This window comes from Antarctobacter sediminis (assembly GCF_019218285.1).
Taxonomy (GTDB): Bacteria; Pseudomonadota; Alphaproteobacteria; order Rhodobacterales; family Rhodobacteraceae; genus Antarctobacter; species Antarctobacter sediminis.
The window spans coordinates 639,513-657,250 of record NZ_JAHUZG010000002.1; the positions used below are offsets into that span (position 1 = coordinate 639,513).

Genomic DNA, 17,738 nt, shown 5'->3' on the forward strand with positions numbered 1-17,738 from the left:
GTTTCGTCTCCGGGTGTCTTTAGAGCGCCTCGGCGCCCGAGATGATTTCGATCAGTTCGTTGGTGATGACGGCCTGACGCGAGCGGTTGTATTCGATGGTCAGCTTGTCGATCATCTCGCCAGCGTTGCGCGTGGCGTTGTCCATTGCCGACATCCGCGCGCCCTGTTCGGACGCACCGTTTTCCAGCAGGGCCGCAAAGATCTGGGTTGCGACACCACGCGGAAGAAGGTCTGCAAGGATCGCCTCTTCGTCGGGTTCGTAATCGTAGAGCGTGCTTTCGCCCGCGTCTTCGGAACCCTCGCTTTCATAGGCGGCAGGGATGATCTGCTGAGCCGTCGGCACCTGTGCGATGACGGACTGGAACTTCGCGTAGAAGATCGTAGCCACGTCAAATTCGCCACCGTCGAACCGGCCAAGGATATCGCGCGCGATGTCCTGAGCGTTGCCGTAACCGATACGCTTGACCTCGGAGAGGTCCACGTGGCCCACGAAAAGATTTCCGTAGTCACGCTTGAGCTGCTCGCGGCCTTTCTTGCCGACGGTCAGGATCTTGACCGTCTTGCCTTCGGCCTGGAGCTTTTCGGCGTGGTTTTTCGCCAGCTTCACGATGTTCGTGTTGAAGCCGCCGCAAAGCCCGCGTTCGGCGGTCATAACCACCAGCAGTTGCACGTCGTCTTTGCCGGTCCCCGCCAGAAGGCGGGGAGCCGAGGCACTGTCACCGACCGAGGCTGCAAGCGACGCCATCACACCGTTGAAGCGTTCCGCGTAGGGGCGGGCCGCTTCGGCCGCGTCCTGTGCCCGCCGCAGTTTCGCGGCGGCCACCATCTGCATGGCCTTGGTGATCTTACGCGTCGACTTGACGCTCTCGATCCTGATTTTTAGGTCCTTCAGGCTGGGCATCTGATGATCCCCTTACGAGAAGTCTGCTGCGTATTCGTCGAGAACCGCTTTGATCTTGGCTTCGTTGTCACCCTTGATCTTGGGATCTTCGTTGGTGATCCAATCCAGCAGATCCTGGTGCTTGCCACGGACATGGGCCAGCAGGCCCTTTTCAAAGCGACCCACGTCGGAAACCTTGACCTTGTCGAGGTAGCCCAGCGTACCGGCGCAGATGACAACGACGATCTCGGCGTTGGTCAGCGGCGAATACTGCGGCTGCTTCATCAGCTCGGTCAGGCGCGCGCCACGGTTCAGCAGGTTCTGCGTCGCGGCGTCGAGGTCGGAACCGAACTGGGCGAAGGCCGCCATTTCGCGGTACTGGGCCAGCGACAGTTTGATCGGGCCTGCGACCGACTTCATGGCGTTGGTCTGAGCCGACGAACCCACGCGCGAAACCGACAGACCGGTGTTCACGGCGGGGCGGATGCCCTGATAGAACAGTTCGGTTTCAAGGAAGATCTGGCCGTCGGTGATCGAGATCACGTTGGTCGGAATAAAGGCCGAAACGTCACCACCCTGGGTCTCGATGATCGGCAGAGCGGTCAGCGAACCGGCGCCGTTGTCTTCGTTCAGCTTGGCCGAACGTTCCAGCAGACGCGAGTGGAGGTAGAAAACGTCGCCCGGGTAAGCTTCGCGGCCCGGCGGGCGGCGCAGCAGCAGGGACATCTGGCGGTAGGACACGGCCTGTTTGGACAGGTCATCGTAGATGATCAGAGCGTGCTTGCCATTGTCGCGGAAGAACTCGGCCATTGCGGTCGCGGCGTAGGGCGCCAGGAACTGCATCGGGGCCGGGTCGGACGCGGTTGCGGCAACGACGATCGAATAATCGATGGCGCCGGTTTCTTCCAGCTTCTTCACCAGCTGGGCAACGGTCGAACGCTTCTGGCCGACGGCGACGTAGACGCAGTACAGCTTTTCCGAGTCGTCCTTGGCAGCGTCGTTGTACGACTTCTGGTTCAGGATGGTGTCGAGCGCGACAGCGGTCTTGCCGGTCTGGCGGTCGCCGATGATCAGCTCACGCTGGCCACGGCCGATCGGGATCATCGCGTCAACGGCCTTGAGGCCGGTCGCCATGGGCTCGTGCACCGATTTCCGCGGGATGATGCCCGGCGCCTTCACGTCCGCGATGCGGCGCTCGGAGGCTTCGATCGGGCCCTTGCCGTCCAGCGGGTTGCCAAGCGCGTCAACGACGCGGCCCAGCAGGGCGTTGCCGGCGGGAACGTCCACGATGGCGTTGGTCCGCTTGACGGTGTCGCCTTCTTTAATGTCGCGGTCCGAACCGAAGATAACGATACCGACGTTGTCGGTTTCCAGGTTCAGCGCCATGCCCATGATGCCGCCCGGGAACTCGACCATTTCACCCGCCTGGATGTTGTCGAGGCCGTAGACACGGGCAATACCGTCACCGACGGAGAGCACGCGACCGATCTCGGCGACTTCGGCATCCTGACCGAAGTTCTTGATCTGGTCCTTCAGGATCGCAGAAATCTCTGCTGCTTGGATACCCATTTATCCGACCTCTTTCATTGCATTCTGGAGGGAATTGAGCTTCGAGCGGATCGAAGTGTCGATCATCTTCGAGCCCACCTTTACGACAAGACCGCCGATGAGGCTTTCATCGACGGTCGCACTGATCTTGACGTCCTTGCCGACCTTCGCCTTCAGGGTATCCGCCAGTTGGGCGGCCTGCGCGTCGGTCAGGGCGGTGGCCGAGGTTACCTCGGCGGTCACTTCACCCTTTTCTACTGCAATCATCTCACGCAGGCGCGCAACCATGTGCGGCACCACGAAGAGACGGCGCTTGGAGGCCATCAGCCCAAGCACATTGGTCATGGCCGGCATCAGGCCCATCTTGTCGGCCACGGCCTTGACCGCCGCGCCCTGCGCATCGCGCGAGTAAACGGGGTTCACCAGCAGATCCCGCAGGTCAGCGCTTTCAGCAAGCGCGGCAGAGAGATCATCCAGGTTGCCTTCGAGTGTGGGAAGCGCGTCGGCCTCCTTCACGATCCCGAAGACGGCGGTGGCATAGCGCTCTGCGATGCCGGAGGAAATCGATGCTGAGTCAGACACGTCCACCCTTCCGATAGTGTGCCACCAAAGACGCGCGTCCCGGTCCCCGGGGCGGCGTCTGGCAGCGTTTCCTTACCTTGACCTGCGTCAAAGCAATCAAATCGTGGCGGATGTAGCAGAGCCTCCCCCACCTCGCAACATGCTTAGAAAAGATAAACGCTTGCGCTAAATTGATGCTTTTCAATCAGTTAGCTGAAAAGCGAGTCATGGTGCGACCTTTCGTGCTCTGACAAGATGCATAGAAACCACGGTTTTTGCTGCAAATGCACGATTCCCGGGCACCGCGTCAGGCATTCGCCCGCTTTCACGGCGAGCCGAAAAACCCGCCCGCAGGCACCCTCTGTCAGACCGGCTTGGCCTTGCCCGTGGGGCTCAGCACCTCCAGCGGGTTCAGCACCTTTGCGGCCTCCCCCACCCGGCGGCGGGACGGCGGGTGCCGTTTGGACGCCTCGACGATCATCACACCACCGGCGGTCACGGGGACCGCGCGGCCCATCCGCTCCCACACGGTGCTGGTCTTCATCCAAAAGCGGCGATTCGACGGCGGTTGGTACAGCACCGAGACATGCGCCTCGGGGACGAAATCATGGCGCTTGAGCTGTGTTTCCAACTGCCCGATGGAATAGGGTCGACCATAGCCGAAAGGCGTGTGATCCGCCCGCGCCCAAAGACCCGCCCGATTGGGTAGGATGAACAACGCCCGCCCGCCGGGACCAAGCACGCGATACGCCTCATCCAGAAGGTCGGACGGGCGCTCTGAGGTCTCCAGCCCGTGCATCAGGATCAACCTGTCCACATGGCCGGTTTCCAGCGGCCAGAGGGTCTCTTCGCTGAGGACCGAGACATTGGCCATGCCCGCAGGCCATGACATCACCCCCTGCGGCGCCGGCATCAAGGCTACGACGCGGCGGGCCTCTTTGAGGTAGGGTCGCAGCATCGGCACGGCGAACCCATAGCCGACCACCGTCTGCCCCTGCGCCTCGGGCCAGAAACGGGTGACCTGACCGCGCAGGATTTTCTGCGCCGCGCGCCCCAGCGCACTGCGGTAGTAGAAATCACGCAACACCTGCACATCCAGATGCATTGATACCCCGGCCCTGATGCGCCACTTTGACAGTGCCTGCATCCTGACAAAGCCTTGAAGGAAAGACCATGCCTCTCGACATCGTGACAGTTCCCTGCCTGTCGGACAATTACGCCTACCTCGTGCATGGCCCGGACGGCACCGCCCTGATCGACGCCCCCGAGGCCGCGCCGATCATCGCCGCACTGGAGGAACGGGGCTGGACGCTGGGCGTGATCATGATCACCCATCACCACCACGACCACGTGGGCGCGGTGGCGGAACTGCGTGAGAAATACGGCTGCCCGGTCATGGGTCCGAAGGCCGAAGAGGCCAAGCTGCCCAAGCTGGACATGGCGTTGGAACCGGGTTTCTCCGGCGGCACGGGCGAAGGCCGCTGCGAGGTGATCGCCGTCCCCGGCCATACACTGGGCCATATCGCCTATTACTACCCCGAGGCGGGCGCGGTCTTTACCGCCGACAGCCTCATGGCGCTTGGCTGCGGCCGCCTGTTCGAAGGAACGCCGCAGATGATGTGGGATAGTCTGGAAAAGCTGGCCTCTCTGCCGCCGGAAACCATGGTATACTCGGGGCATGAATACACAGCCGCGAATGCCGCATTTGCCCTGACCATTGAACCGGAGAACGAAGCGCTTATCTCTCGGTCACGGGCAATCGAAGAAGCCCGGAGCGAAGGGCGGCCCACCGCGCAGGTGCCGCTGTCGCTGGAACTGGACACCAACCCCTTTCTCCGCGCCAATCGTGACAGCGTCAAACAGGCCGTCGGCCTGCCCGATGCGTCGGATGCGCAGGTCTTTGCAGAAGTGCGGGCGCGCAAGGACCGTTTCTGACCATCCTCGCGGCAGGTTTCGCCGATACGACTATTTGTGAAGCAGGAGTCCCGAGAAAAAACTTGAAGGTTGGCCGCAATCGACCAAACTTTAACCTTATGAGGCAAAGCTGATCCTCACGGATCCGCGCAGACAAGAGGAGCACTCCCGTGCCTTCATTCTCGAACACACTAGAGCAGGCAATCCATTCGGCCTTGGCCCTCGCAAACTCGCGCAGCCATGAATTCGCCACGCTTGAACATCTTCTTCTTGCGCTGATTGACGAACCCGATGCCTCCCGCGTGATGAAAGCTTGTTCCGTCGACACCGAGGAACTGCGCACCACGCTGGTCGAATTCATCGACGACGACCTGTCGAACCTCGTGACCGATGTCGAAGGCTCCGAGGCGGTTCCCACCGCGGCCTTCCAGCGCGTGATCCAGCGCGCCGCCATTCACGTGCAATCCTCCGGCCGGACAGAGGTGACGGGTGCCAACGTGCTGGTTGCCATCTTTGCCGAGCGTGAGTCGAATGCCGCCTATTTCCTGCAGGAACAGGACATGACGCGCTACGACGCGGTGAATTTCATCGCGCATGGCGTGGCCAAGAACCCTGCCTATGGCGAGGCGCGCCCGGTTCAGGGCTCCACCGACGCCGAGGAAGAAGCCCAGCAGGCAGAGGCCGCAGCCCCCGGCGCGGACAAGGAATCGGCCTTGGCGAAATACTGTGTCGACTTGAACGCCAAGGCGCGGGATGGCGACGTGGACCCGCTGATCGGCCGCGACTCCGAGGTGGAGCGCTGCATTCAGGTGCTGTGCCGCCGTCGCAAGAACAACCCGCTTTTGGTGGGGGATCCCGGGGTCGGCAAAACCGCCATCGCCGAGGGGCTTGCGCGCAAGATCGTTGCCGGCGAAACGCCCGAGGTCCTGTCAGAAACCACGATCTATTCGCTCGACATGGGCGCGCTTCTGGCCGGAACCCGCTATCGCGGCGACTTCGAAGAGCGGCTGAAAGCGGTCGTGACCGAACTTGAGGAACACCCCGACGCGGTTCTCTTCATCGATGAGATCCACACTGTGATTGGTGCGGGGGCCACCTCTGGCGGTGCAATGGATGCCTCCAACCTGCTGAAGCCCGCGCTTCAGGGCGGCAAGCTGCGCACCATGGGGTCCACCACCTACAAGGAGTTCCGCCAGCACTTCGAAAAGGACCGCGCGCTCAGCCGCCGGTTCCAGAAGATCGACGTGAACGAGCCTTCGGTCGAAGACACCGTGAAAATCCTCAAGGGCCTCAAACCCTATTTCGAGGAGCATCACAGCGTCAAATACACCGGCGACGCGATCAAGACCGCGGTCGAGCTTTCGGCGCGCTACATCAATGACCGCAAGCTGCCGGACAAGGCCATCGACGTCATTGACGAGGCTGGCGCCGCTCAGCACCTTGTGGCCGCTTCCAAACGCCGCAAGTCCATCGGCACCAAGGAGATCGAGGAAGTTGTGGCCAAGATCGCCCGCATTCCTCCGAAAAACGTCTCCAAGGACGATGCAGAGGTGTTGAAGGATCTGGAAAACACGCTCAAGCGCGTGGTCTTCGGTCAGGACAAGGCCATCGAGGCGCTGTCCTCGGCGATCAAACTGGCCCGCGCTGGCCTGCGCGAACCGGAAAAGCCCATCGGCAACTACCTGTTCGCGGGCCCGACCGGCGTGGGCAAGACCGAAGTGGCCAAGCAACTGGCCGATACGCTGGGTGTGGAACTGCTGCGTTTCGACATGTCGGAATACATGGAGAAACACGCGGTCAGCCGGTTGATCGGCGCGCCTCCGGGCTATGTCGGCTTTGATCAGGGTGGTCAGCTGACCGATGGCGTCGATCAGCATCCGCACTGCGTGCTGCTGCTGGACGAGATCGAAAAGGCGCATCCGGATGTCTTCAACATCCTGCTGCAGGTCATGGACCACGGCACGCTGACCGATCACAACGGCCGTTCGGTGGATTTCCGCAACGTGATCCTGATCATGACCTCGAACGCCGGCGCCGCGGAACAGGCAAAGGCCGCCATCGGCTTTGGCCGCGACCGCCGCGAGGGCGAAGACACCGCCGCGATCGAGCGGACCTTCACGCCGGAGTTCCGCAACCGTCTGGATGCGGTCATCAGCTTCGCGCCGCTGCCCAAGGACACCATCCTTCAGGTGGTCGAGAAGTTCGTGCTGCAGCTTGAGGCCCAGTTGATGGATCGCAACGTGACCATCGAACTGACCCGTCCGGCGGCAGAATGGCTGGCCGACAAGGGCTATGACGACAAGATGGGCGCGCGTCCGCTGGGCCGCGTAATCCAGGAACACATCAAGAAGCCGCTGGCCGAGGAGCTGCTGTTCGGCAAGCTGGCCAAGGGTGGCGTCGTCAAGGTCTCGGTCCGCGATGGCGAACTGTTCCTCGACCTCAGCGGACCGGACAATCCGCGCCTCGGGTCGAAAAAGCCGCCGCTTCTGACCGCGGAATGACGCGTCCCCGCGCAGCCTTTGCGGCCGCGCTGGCCCTTATGTCCTCCGTCCCGCCAGCTGGGGCGGAGGATTTTCGTCTTTCTGTCCCTCTGCATTGCGAGATGGGCAAAACCTGTTTTATCGAAGACTACGTCGACAACGATCCAACCCAAGGGCGCCACCGTGATTTTGCCTGTGGCATCAATTCGCGCGATGGCCACAAGGGCACCGATTTTGCGCTGCTTGATTTCGGCGTGATCCAAAGTGGCGTGTCGGTTCTGGCCTCTGCGCCCGGGGTCGTGAAACGGATACGGGACTCGATGCCCGACGATCGCCTGATGCGAGGCGTCACCGCGCAGAACGCCTGTGGTAACGCGGTGCTGATCGATCACGGCGAAGGCTGGCAAACACTCTACTGCCACCTGCGGCTTGGCTCGGTGGCCGTTGCCCCCGGTGATCTGGTACAAACCGGTGATCCGCTTGGCCTTGTCGGTCTGTCCGGGCAAACCAACCACCCGCATGTCCATCTGACCGTCTTGCGCAATGGCCAGGTGGTCGATCCCTTCCGGCCCGAGGCAACCGGCACCTGCGGCGATCCGGGACCGACGCTTTGGACCGACCCGCCGACCTATGTGAAAACCGGCCTGATCACGGCGGGTTTCTCTGATGGCGTACCGACACTGGCCGCCGTCAGCGACGGCTCCGCCCGGCGTCTTGGGCTGACACCCGACCAGCCGATGGTGCTTTACGCTCATGCAGGCTATGCCCAGCCCGGAGATGTCCTCACCCTGACCGCGCACAGCCCCGCCGGCACCGAGGTTTTTCGCCGGGCGATCACGTTGGACCGCGACCAGATCAGCCAGATGCGCGCCTTTGGACGCAAGGCGCCGTCGACGGGGTGGCCACTGGGCGAATACCTTGGCCGGTCGAAACTGACACGCGACGGAACCGTGATCGCGCATCGCTTTGCCCATGTGACCGTAGCCGAATAAACGCCCTCAGCGTTCTGTCAGCTTCAACTCGATCCGGCGGTTCTTGGCCCGCGCCTCGGGCGTGTCCGCGGGATCTATCGGCTGAAATTCACCAAATCCGTTTGCAGACAAACGTTTCGGCGGAATGTCATAGTTGTTGATCATGTCACGGACGACGGACAAGGCCCGCGCCTGACTAAGCTCCCAGTTGTCCGCAAAATTGCCGCCCGGGCGAATCTGCTGGCTATCCGTGTGACCATCCACCCGGATCACCCAATCGATGCCTTCCGGGATCTCTGCCGACAGGTCCAGCAGGATACTTGCGACCTTTTCGATCTCGCGCCGTCCCGCAGCGGACAGATCCGCCGATCCCACTTCGAACAGCACCTCGGAGGAAAAGACAAATCGGTCCCCTTCGATCCGGATCCCGTCACGGTCCCCGACCACCGCCCGCAGCTTGCCGAAGAACTCCGAACGATAGCTTTCAAGATCCCTCTTCTCGGCCGCCAGACGTTCGGCCCGCTCCTCCTCCAGCCGGCGCTTTTCCTCTTCGGCCTTGCGCCGTGCCTCTTCGGCCAACCGGCGGCGGCGTTCTTCCTGCGCCACGCGGGCGATGGCGGCGTTCAGTTCGGACCCGAGGTTCTGCAACCGCACCTCGGCCGCGGCGTCCTTGACTTTTGAATCGTCCAGAAGGGCCTGCAACTCTCGCAATTGCCGGCGCAGTTCGGCCACGTTCTGATTCAGGGCTTCGACCTGCAATTCCGCCCGGGTGGCCCGCTCTTCCGTCTGGGCCAGCTTTTCACGGGCGGTGTTCAGCAGGACCTGCCGTTCTTCCACCGCATCCAGCCGCTCATCCAATTTGGACTCGGCCGCCTTTTGCGCGGCAAGCGCCGCCGTCAGCTTGTCCCGCGTCTCGGCCACCGAGGTTTCGGCGGCAAGACGCGCGGCCAGCGCGGCGGCAAGGCGTTCCTCCAGGGTCCGCGTGTCGTCGCTTTGCTCGGCGGCGCGGGCTTCGGCCTCGGCCAGTTTCTGGCGCAGGTCAGCGATCAGGGCATCGCGACGCGCGTCCCGCGCCCGTAGCGATTGCAACTCGGCAGAAATCCGGTCGATCCGACCTTTCAGCAAATCCATCTCGGCGGCGCGTGTCGCCTCTCGCCCGTCGGCCTCGGCCAGCTTGCGGCCAAGATCGGCATTCTCCGCCTCCAGCGTGATCACCCGCGACAAGCCCTGAGTTGCCCGTGACTGCGCTGCCTCCAACTGGGTGCGCAGCTGGGCAAGCTCGCCCCGCAGGGTTTCCAGTTCTGCCGCCTCGGCGGTACGGTCCTCTATCCGCGCCTCAGCCCGCGCCAATTCTTGTTGCAACCGCGCCATCTGGACATCCCGTTCGCCCGCCCGGGCCCGCGCAACATCCAGTTCACCGGACAGCCGCGTATTTTCCGCGCGCAATGCCGTGACGGCTGCATCCTGCTGTGCCGCCTCACCGCCCAATCGCGCCAGCCGGCCCGAAAGATCCGCGTTTTCAGCCTGCAACCGATCAATCCGTACACCCCGGTCCTCGACCCGTTTCAGCGCGGAATCCAGTTGCGCCTGCACCTGGGCAACCTGCCCGCGCAGCCCCTCGATCAGGTCGGTTCGCTCGGCCACGCGCCCCTGTGCGGCGGCAAGCTCTGCCTCCAGCGCCGCAACCTGATCCTGCAAGCTGGCGACCGCGCCGCGCGCCTCTCCCACTTCGGAGCGGGCCAAGGTCAGCGCCGCGTCCAACCGATCGCGTTCCACCGTCAGTTCGGCCAGCGCGGCGGCGCGGTCATCGGCCTTTCCTTCTGCTGCCGAAAGATCCGAAACAAGCGACTCATTGCGGACACGCAGCGCGTCCAGCTCGGTCTTGAGCGCCTCTGCCTCCGCAAGGCGGGCCAGCGCCTGAGCCAGTTGCGCCGAAAGATCCGTCAACCGCGTTGCCCGCGCCGTCGCCTCGGCCTGTGCATCTTTCAAGGCCCGTTCGGCCACCCGGCGCGCAGCTTCTTCGCGGGACAGTGCCTGCTCGGCCTCGCGCCGGGCCTGCTGGGCGGCGGACAGATCCCCGCGCAACGCCGTCAACCGGCTGTCGGCCTGTGCCCCCTGTGACCGCGCGTCGGCCAATGTCTCTTCAAGCTCTCTGATACGGGCAAGCGCCGCGTCGACCCGCGCCTGCAAGGCACGCGCTTCGCGCTCGCCATCCGCCAAAGCCGTCGCCAGCTCAGTGTTCAGCTTGGCTTCGTCCTGACGGGCCTTCGACAGCGCCGCTTCAAGCTCGGTGATCCGGGCCAGCGCGGCGTCGACTTGCGTCTGTAGGGTAACCGCCTGCGCCTCACCGCTGGTGCGCGCCTTTGCAAGATCAGCCGCCAGTTGCGCACCAGTCCTTTCCGAAGCGTCCAACGCGGTTTCCAGTTGAGCGATGCGGGCAGTAGCCTCGTCCAGCCGTGCCTTGAGCCGGGTGGCCTCCAACGCCGTTTCATCCTCAAGGTCAGCCAATTGGGCCGCCATGCGCGTGGCCTCTTGCCGTGCCACAGCCAGAGCCGCCTCCAATGCGTCGATCCGCTTTTGCAAATCGTCGCCTTGTTGCTGACCAGCCAAAACAGCCGCGGCAAGCTGGGCGTTCAGATCTGCCTCTGCCTTGCGCGCCGCCGCGAGAAGGGTCAGTGTTTCCTCGGCCCGGGCGCGCTCTTGCTCCAGCGCGAGGGTCATGGCCGTCAGCTCGGCATCAGCCTCTTCCAGACGTTTGCGCAGGGCCACCGCGGCCTCCGCCTCGGCCAGCTTGGCCGCTTCTTCATCGGTCAGAGCCTTTTCCGCAGCGTCCAGATCGGCGGTCAACGAGGCGATGCGCGCGTCGCGGTCCGCGTTCCGCGCACGCAGATCAGCGATCAGCGCCTCCAGCGCCTCACGACGGGTCGCGGCCAAACGGGCGGCTTCGGCCTGTTCGTCGATCTCGCTGCGGGCAGCGGTCAGGGCCTCTGTCAGCGCATCCCGCGCCTCTGCCAGTTCCGCGGCCTCTGTTCGCGCGGCATCGCGGGCCTGCGTCAGTTCCTTGACCTCACCCAGTGCCGCGTCCCGCTCAATCAAAAGTGCCGCGACGCGTTCCTCGATCGAAGCGATCCGGACAGCCGCCGCATCCAGTTGCGCCGCCTGCCGGTCGCGTGTCGCGGTCAGGCTGTCGATGATGCTTTTCTGTTCGGCCAGTTGCAGATCGCGGTCGTCCAGCGTGGCCGTCATCTGGCCCAGTTCGTTCTGCAACCGGGTTGTGCGGCTTTTCTCGACGCCCAGCGCCTGTGCAAGGGCGCTGATCTCGGCGTTCAACGTATCCAGTTCGCTTTCCTGCCCCGAAATCGTTTCGTTCAGGACGAACTGCATCACCATGAAGATCGACAGCACAAAGGTCAGCACCAGCAGCAGGCCCGTCATCGCGTCGACAAAGCCCGGCCAGATCGAGGCCTGGAATCGCGCGCCGGTGCGTCGCGACAGCGCCATGGCTTATCCGTCCCCGCGCGGCCGAGTTGCGCGGGTCACCCCCAGCGAGCGCGACAACGCGGCCAGATCGGTGCGCAATTCCGCCATGCTTTCCTGACGGCCTGCGCTGATCTCTTCGAGGATACGCAGCATCTGCACGTCGATGGACCGCAACCGCATCCGGCTTTCGGCATCCAGCCCCTCGTCCGTTTCCTTTTCGCGGATGGCCTGTGCCAGCAATTCCTGTCCCTCGGCGATCCGCGCCAAAGACGAGGCCGACGGCGATGTCGCCTCGATCCGTTCGGTCAGGCGTTCCACGCTGTCGGCCAGTTGCGCCAGACGGGTGTCCACCTCGGACCGGCTTTGTTCGGATTCGGCAAAGAGATACTGCAAGCGGTCCATTTGTTCGGCCATCTGGTCCAGAACAAGCCCGGCAGGGCCAAGATCCGGTCCATCGCCGTCGTGTGAAAACCCAAGGCGGGTGATCGAGGCCAGCCATTCCTCAAGCTCGCGGTAGAAGCGGTTCTGCCCGTGGCCGGCAAACAGTTCCAGCAGGCCAACGATCAGCGAACAGGCAAGACCCAGCAGCGAACTGGCAAAGGCCACGCCCATGCCACCCAATTGCGATTCCAGCCCGGTCATCAACCGGGCAAAGGCAGCGGTGCCGTTTTCGCCCTCTTGCGGCGCAAGGCTCTGGATCGTTTCGACAAGCGCCGGAACAACCGTCGCAAGCCCGTAGAACGTGCCCAGAAGGCCAAGAAAGATCAGCAGCGAAACGATGTAGCGCGTGATTTCCCGTGCCTCGTCGATCCGCTGGGCGACGGAATCAAGGATCGAACGGGTCGAGGTGGCCGTGATCTGCATCCGTTTGTCCCGGCGCGAGCGCAGCAGCGCCGCAAGGGGCGCCAACAGACGCGGCGGTGTGGCCCGCACCCCCTGATCGCCGCGGGCGGTATAGCGTTCGATCCAACGGACCGAGACCATAAGCTGCGCCACCTGCCAGAAACAGGCCAGCACCCCAATGACAAAAACCACCAGGATAAAGCCGTTCAGATAGGGGTTTGACTGAAACACCGGCAGGACGCGCGGCAGGGCAAGGAACCCGCCGAACCCCGACAGGCCAAGCACGGCCAGCATGAGGATCACCTGGCGGAAGGGTTGGCTGAAATGTGGCTCTGCCTCTAGGTCGGGCTGGCCCATCGGACACCTGACGCTTGTTCTCTTGCGTTATGTCTATGCGTTTAACGCCGCAGAGCCAAGAAGTTATGAACAATTCCGGGGTTGCCCTCGGGAAAAGCGGCAGTTTGGGCAACAGTCAGCCAATGTCGGCGAACAGCGCGGCTACAAATGCTTCGTAAAGCGCGATCTGTCGGGGCAGCGCCTCTTTCTCGCGCAGGGTCTTGGACAGGATGATCGCTCCGTCCACCAGCACGACAAGCATATCTGCAACGCCTTCTAGGTCCACCTCCTGACGTGGTGGATGCCGTGCCGCGATCTGAACCAGCCGCGCGTGAAACCGGTGACGCCAGTTCAGCAGGTTCTGGCGGGCAAGGTCATGTACGGTCTCGGTAAACAGCCGCTCCTGAAAGCAGGTGGCGGCGATCAGGCATCCGGGATGAACATCCGGCAGCGCCTCCATCTGTTGACGCAAGAGCCGCAGAAAGCACAGGAACTGTGTCAGGGGATCGTCGCTGTCCCCGGCGGCCTGTTCGAACAACCCGTCCAGCCATGCCTCTTCGGCGCCAAGATGACGCTCCAGAATGGCTTCGATCAGCGCGCTCTTGTCCTTGAAATGGTAAAAGAAACCGCCTTTGGTGATGCCGACCTCGGCAATCAGTTCCTCGATCGAGGTCGCGGCGTACCCCTTGTCGAGGATCGCCACCTCGGCCGCCGTCAACAGGCGGTCACGGGTGGTTTCAGTACTGCGCGGTTTGATGAAGGTCATGCGCTCTCCCTCCCCCGGTCAGTCTAACCCGGTCCGGCCCCGGGATCACTGTACCGACGGTACACTAGACCACGAGTCCACTGGCGGGCCAGCCTCCCTCCCGGTCACTCTGTCCGAAAACAGGAGACCGCCATGCCCCCCGTCTTTGCCCCGAATGCCCAAGGCCTGCCCTTCTTTACCGAGGGCGGGACCGAAACCGAGCTGATGTACCGCCACGGCCTCACCTTCGATCATTTCTGCGCCTTCACCTTGCTGGACAACCCTCGGGCCATGTCAGTGATCCGCGACATGTACCGCCGTCTGCTGGACAAGATCGCAGCTTCGGGCGGTTGTGCCCTGATCTCCGGTCTGGACTATCGCGCCAGTTCCGATTGGGGCGCACTGGTCGGCTATGACGCGGCGGCCCTGACCGACATCCAATTGCGCAACATCGCCTTTTTGCGTGAGGTCAGCGCGCCTTATGCCGGCGAGATCCCGGAAATCCGCATCGCCGGCATCCTTGGTCCGCGCGGCGATGCCTATGAACTGAACCGGACAATCACGACAGAAGAGGCCGAAGAGTACCACCGCCAGCAGATCGAAACCTATGCCCGCGACGGCGTGGACCTGATCTGGGCCGCCACGATCAACAACATCCCCGAGGCGGTCGGCATCGCCCGCGCCGCCACCTCTGCCGCGATCCCGGTGAATATCTCCTTTACCCTGACCTCGGATCACCATCTGCGGTCGGGCGACAGCCTTGCCGCCGCCGTAAGGGCCACGGATGCGGCCTGCGGTAGCGACAACCGCCCGGACAGCTATGGCGTCAACTGCTCTCATCCGCTGGAATTTGAACCTGCGCTGGGGAATGGCGACTGGCAAGACCGGCTGCGCAGCTTTCGCCCCAATGCCGCCGCGATGGACAAGATCGCCCTGTGCAAGCTGAACCATCTAGAAGAAGGCGACCCGCAGGAACTGGGCCAGCAGATGGGTGCCCTTGCCCGCCGCTATCCGCAGGCCGACATCTGGGGTGGATGCTGTGGAAGCTGGGACAGGCATCTCGGCCACATCGCGCCCGCAGTCATGGCTGCCCGTCGCGTGACAGCCTGACGCGCCACGAAAGTTCGCGTCAGGCGCTGCGGGCCAGCGCCTTGACCTCACGTACCAGCCACTCAAGGTCCGCATCCGGCACGCCGATCTCATGCAGGTGCTCGGCCGTATTGTAGAGGTATTCCGTGTTCGGCCCGCGCCCGCCCTGCGCCCGCGCGATGATCCGCGCCTGTTCCTCCAGTGCGAGGTGGCAGTATTGTTCATGATGCGGATCGATCACATAGGCCACGGCCTGAACATGCCGCCCATCGGTCAGCACCAGTTCCAGCTGCTTTTCAAGGTAGGCCGAGGAAATCAGCTCGCGCTCGCGCAGGTAGGCCAGCGTTTCTTCTTCGCTGCCCGGTGCGGCGCGCAGGGCCAGCCCGTCGCAGGATGCGCCCTCTTGTTCGTCCAGCGCCAGCACCAGACCCGGCTGTTCGACCGTGCCCCGGTGATGTATCGAATACATGCAAAAGCTGCGCGCATAGCCGTGCAGCTTGGCCTGCACTTTTTCGGCCACCGGGAACCCGGGGTTCCACAACAGCGAAGCATATCCGAAAACCCATAGCGTCATCGTTCTGGTCCTTCCCGCTGGCGGCCTGTAAACACGATCCGGCTGGGCAGGAAAAGGGGCAGGTGCCATGTATCGCTGGATATTCGCGGTGACGCTGGCGCTGGCGCTGGGATGGACCGGTCTGTGGTTTCATTCCTCTTCGGCGCTGAAGCGCGACATCGCCGCATGGTTCGAAGACCGCCGCGCCGACGGCTGGCAGGCGGAATACGACAGCCTTTCGGTGCGCGGTTTCCCCAGCCGTCTGGACGCCACGTTGACAGGGCTGCACATCGCCGATCCCACCAGCGGTTTTGGCTGGCAAGCACCGATGTTCCAGATCCTTGGCTTGACCTATCGTCCCGGACACCAGATCCTCGTGTTCCCGGATAATCAGGCCGTGACCCTGCCATCGGGTCAGGTCAGGATCACTTCGAAGGCCCTGCGCGCCTCGCTCATCCATGATGCCGAAGGCCGGGTTCTGCGGGGCAACCTGGAGGCTGACAGCCTGCGAACCGATGCCCCCCTGCCCATGTCCATGATGTTTGTCCGCGCCGCTTTTCAAGAGATCGCTGCGCAGTCCGCGCAGTATCGATTTGGAATCGGTGCAAGGACGGTCAATGGCGACAGCGTGCGGGAAGATCTGCGCCTTCAGGCAGAAATCGCCTTTGATCAAAGATGGACAATGGCGGCGCTCGCCGGTCCGCGCCCTCGGGTGCAAAGGCTTGATCTTCGCGAGGGCCACGCCGTTCTCGGGGGACAAGAGCTTTCCGTTTCCGGACGCATTGGCAACATCCAAGGCGGAGCGACCGGATCGCTGCAACTACGCGCGCAAGACGGCGCCGCATTGCTGGACATCCTCCGCCCCTTGTTGCCCCTCAACTGGATTGAAGCGCTTGAGGCCGCCGACCTGACTGGCCCGCTGGACATTCCCCTTGTCTTCGATGCCGGACAGATGTCGCCGGGTGAGCCGCCGCTGCCCTGACAGCAGGCAAAGCCGGCCTTGACGTAACGGCATCCAGACACGCCCCCCTTGCACCGGCCCGTCACGCGGCAGACACTTCACCCTATGACAGACAAGCTTTTTGCGCGCATTGATGGCACCCGCGACGATCTGATCGCGCTCACTCAGGATCTGGTGCGCATGCCCACGCTGAACCCGCCGGGCGCGCATTACCGCGAGATCTGCGACTACCTTGAACGCCGGCTGGCGTCATCGGGCTTTGCCTGCGAGCTGATCCGGGCCAAGGGCGCACCCGGCGACAGCGACCGCTATCCGCGCTGGAACGTCGTCGCCCGCCGCGAAGGCGCGCGCCCCGGTGACTGCGTGCATTTCAACTCGCATATCGATGTGGTCGAGGTCGGCCACGGCTGGACCCGCGACCCCTTTGGTGCCGTTCTGGAAGGCGACCGTATCTACGGGCGCGGCACCTGCGACATGAAAGGCGGACTGGCCGCGTCGATCATCGCCGCCGAGTGTTTTCTGGCCGAACATCCGGACTACGCCGGCGCCATCGAGATTTCCGGCACCGCGGATGAGGAAACCGGCGGGTATGGCGGCGTCGCGCATCTTGCGCATCTTGGCTATTTCGATCCCAAGCGGGTGCAGCACGTCATTATCCCCGAACCCTTGAACAAGGACCGCATCTGCCTTGGCCATCGCGGGGCATGGTGGGCTGAAATCGAAACCAAGGGCGAAATCGCCCATGGCTCGATGCCTTTCCTCGGCGATTGCGCGGTGCGCCACATGGCCGCCGTCCTGCACAAGCTGGAGGCCCAGTTGTTCCCCAGCCTGACGGAACGCGAAACCGCCATGCCCGTCACGCCCGAGGCCGCGCGCCATTCCACCCTGAACATCAACTCGATCCACGGCGGCGAACCGGAACTGGAGGATTTCGACGGACTGCCCGCGCCGAACGTGCCCGACAGTTGTCGCATGGTGATCGACCGGCGGTTCCTTGTTGAAGAGGCCTATGACGACGTGCGCGGGGAAATCATCTCCCTGCTTGAGGATCTCAAGGCCAGCCGACCGCGTTTTGACTATGAAATCCGCGACATCAACCGGATCGACCCGTCGATGACCGCGCAGGATGCGCCGGTGGTGACAACCGTCGCCGAGGCGATCGGCGACGTGCTGGGGCAGGCCCCGGACTACGTCGCCTCGCCCGGGTCCTATGACCAGAAACACATCGACCGGATCGGGCGGCTGAAGAACTGCATCGCCTATGGTCCTGGTGTCCTGGAACTGGCGCATAAACCCGATGAATGGGTCGGCGTGACCGACATGCTGGACAGCGCCAAGGTCATGGGCCGGTCACTGGAAAAGCTGTTGCTGCCCTAG

The 17,738-nt window shown here is 63.3% G+C and carries 14 protein-coding genes; 6 read left to right on the forward strand and 8 right to left on the reverse strand.

The window, feature by feature from the left end:
* Positions 1 to 19: 19 nt before the first annotated feature.
* From KJP30_RS11025 to KJP30_RS11040, 4 genes are all read right to left on the reverse strand, one after another.
* Positions 20 to 901, reverse strand: coding sequence for a F0F1 ATP synthase subunit gamma (locus KJP30_RS11025; RefSeq protein ID WP_218449180.1), 882 nt, complete (start codon positions 899 to 901; stop codon positions 20 to 22).
* A gap of 12 nt (positions 902 to 913) precedes the next feature.
* The gene (atpA, locus tag KJP30_RS11030) at positions 914 to 2,449 is read right to left on the reverse strand and encodes a F0F1 ATP synthase subunit alpha (protein ID WP_218449181.1); all 1,536 of its coding nucleotides are present in this window, start codon (positions 2,447 to 2,449) and stop codon (positions 914 to 916) included.
* Positions 2,450 to 3,016 (reverse strand): F0F1 ATP synthase subunit delta, encoded by a 567-nt coding sequence (locus KJP30_RS11035; RefSeq protein ID WP_218449182.1) that lies wholly within the window; start codon positions 3,014 to 3,016, stop codon positions 2,450 to 2,452. It lies immediately after the preceding gene.
* A gap of 337 nt (positions 3,017 to 3,353) precedes the next feature.
* Positions 3,354 to 4,094, reverse strand: a complete 741-nt coding sequence (locus tag KJP30_RS11040; protein ID WP_218449183.1) for a class I SAM-dependent methyltransferase — start codon at positions 4,092 to 4,094, stop codon at positions 3,354 to 3,356.
* Between the two features lie 68 nt (positions 4,095 to 4,162).
* Between KJP30_RS11040 and gloB the strand changes: the two genes are divergently transcribed.
* From gloB to KJP30_RS11055, 3 genes are all read left to right on the forward strand, one after another.
* Positions 4,163 to 4,924: a hydroxyacylglutathione hydrolase gene (gene gloB / locus KJP30_RS11045; protein ID WP_218449185.1), complete on the forward strand. Its 762-nt coding sequence runs from the start codon at positions 4,163 to 4,165 to the stop codon at positions 4,922 to 4,924.
* A 149-nt stretch (positions 4,925 to 5,073) separates the two neighbouring features.
* On the forward strand, positions 5,074 to 7,404 hold the full coding sequence (gene clpA, locus KJP30_RS11050; RefSeq protein ID WP_218449187.1) for an ATP-dependent Clp protease ATP-binding subunit ClpA: 2,331 nt from the start codon (positions 5,074 to 5,076) through the stop codon (positions 7,402 to 7,404).
* Positions 7,401 to 8,375 carry a M23 family metallopeptidase gene (locus tag KJP30_RS11055; RefSeq protein ID WP_218449194.1) on the forward strand — a complete coding sequence of 325 codons (975 nt, stop codon included), beginning with the start codon at positions 7,401 to 7,403 and terminating at the stop codon, positions 8,373 to 8,375. The genes clpA and KJP30_RS11055 overlap by 4 nt, the downstream gene beginning before the upstream one ends.
* Positions 8,376 to 8,381: 6 nt before the next feature.
* On the opposite strand, the gene KJP30_RS11060 is transcribed toward KJP30_RS11055, so the two are convergent.
* The 3 genes from KJP30_RS11060 to KJP30_RS11070 all read right to left on the reverse strand — a co-directional run bounded on the left by KJP30_RS11060 (position 8,382) and on the right by KJP30_RS11070 (position 13,779).
* Positions 8,382 to 11,855 (reverse strand): peptidoglycan -binding protein, encoded by a 3,474-nt coding sequence (locus tag KJP30_RS11060; protein WP_218449196.1) that lies wholly within the window; start codon positions 11,853 to 11,855, stop codon positions 8,382 to 8,384.
* A 3-nt stretch (positions 11,856 to 11,858) separates the two neighbouring features.
* Positions 11,859 to 13,034 carry a biopolymer transporter ExbB gene (locus KJP30_RS11065; protein ID WP_218449198.1) on the reverse strand — a complete coding sequence of 392 codons (1,176 nt, stop codon included), beginning with the start codon at positions 13,032 to 13,034 and terminating at the stop codon, positions 11,859 to 11,861.
* Between the two features lie 115 nt (positions 13,035 to 13,149).
* The gene (locus KJP30_RS11070; RefSeq protein WP_218449199.1) at positions 13,150 to 13,779 is read right to left on the reverse strand and encodes a TetR/AcrR family transcriptional regulator; all 630 of its coding nucleotides are present in this window, start codon (positions 13,777 to 13,779) and stop codon (positions 13,150 to 13,152) included.
* Between the two features lie 132 nt (positions 13,780 to 13,911).
* Between KJP30_RS11070 and KJP30_RS11075 the strand changes: the two genes are divergently transcribed.
* Entirely contained in the window at positions 13,912 to 14,868 is a 957-nt protein-coding gene (locus KJP30_RS11075) for a homocysteine S-methyltransferase family protein (protein ID WP_218449200.1), read from the forward strand.
* A 19-nt stretch (positions 14,869 to 14,887) separates the two neighbouring features.
* On the opposite strand, the gene KJP30_RS11080 is transcribed toward KJP30_RS11075, so the two are convergent.
* A complete protein-coding gene (locus tag KJP30_RS11080; RefSeq protein WP_218449202.1) occupies positions 14,888 to 15,421 on the reverse strand; it encodes a gamma-glutamylcyclotransferase in 534 nt (177 codons plus the stop codon).
* Between the two features lie 67 nt (positions 15,422 to 15,488).
* Between KJP30_RS11080 and KJP30_RS11085 the strand changes: the two genes are divergently transcribed.
* Positions 15,489 to 16,382, forward strand: a complete 894-nt coding sequence (locus tag KJP30_RS11085) for a DUF2125 domain-containing protein (RefSeq protein WP_218449203.1) — start codon at positions 15,489 to 15,491, stop codon at positions 16,380 to 16,382.
* 84 nt (positions 16,383 to 16,466) lie between these two features.
* Complete coding sequence (locus KJP30_RS11090) at positions 16,467 to 17,738, forward strand: acetylornithine deacetylase/succinyl-diaminopimelate desuccinylase family protein (RefSeq protein ID WP_218449204.1); 1,272 nt, start codon at positions 16,467 to 16,469, stop codon at positions 17,736 to 17,738.

Excerpts from the sequence above, each read along its gene's own strand:
- KJP30_RS11085 (WP_218449203.1), top strand. The coding sequence starts at position 15,489 with ATGTATCGCTGGATATTCGCGGTGACGCTGGCGCTGGCGCTGGGATGG.
- KJP30_RS11075 (WP_218449200.1), top strand. The coding sequence starts at position 13,912 with ATGCCCCCCGTCTTTGCCCCGAATGCCCAAGGCCTGCCCTTCTTTACC.
- KJP30_RS11070 (WP_218449199.1), bottom strand. The coding sequence starts at position 13,779 with ATGACCTTCATCAAACCGCGCAGTACTGAAACCACCCGTGACCGCCTG.
- KJP30_RS11040 (WP_218449183.1), bottom strand. The coding sequence starts at position 4,094 with ATGCATCTGGATGTGCAGGTGTTGCGTGATTTCTACTACCGCAGTGCG.
- atpA (WP_218449181.1), bottom strand. The coding sequence starts at position 2,449 with ATGGGTATCCAAGCAGCAGAGATTTCTGCGATCCTGAAGGACCAGATC.
- KJP30_RS11055 (WP_218449194.1), top strand. The coding sequence starts at position 7,401 with ATGACGCGTCCCCGCGCAGCCTTTGCGGCCGCGCTGGCCCTTATGTCC.
- KJP30_RS11025 (WP_218449180.1), bottom strand. The coding sequence starts at position 901 with ATGCCCAGCCTGAAGGACCTAAAAATCAGGATCGAGAGCGTCAAGTCG.
- KJP30_RS11060 (WP_218449196.1), bottom strand. The coding sequence starts at position 11,855 with ATGGCGCTGTCGCGACGCACCGGCGCGCGATTCCAGGCCTCGATCTGG.
- KJP30_RS11090 (WP_218449204.1), top strand. The coding sequence starts at position 16,467 with ATGACAGACAAGCTTTTTGCGCGCATTGATGGCACCCGCGACGATCTG.
- KJP30_RS11065 (WP_218449198.1), bottom strand. The coding sequence starts at position 13,034 with ATGGGCCAGCCCGACCTAGAGGCAGAGCCACATTTCAGCCAACCCTTC.
- gloB (WP_218449185.1), top strand. The coding sequence starts at position 4,163 with ATGCCTCTCGACATCGTGACAGTTCCCTGCCTGTCGGACAATTACGCC.
- KJP30_RS11080 (WP_218449202.1), bottom strand. The coding sequence starts at position 15,421 with ATGACGCTATGGGTTTTCGGATATGCTTCGCTGTTGTGGAACCCCGGG.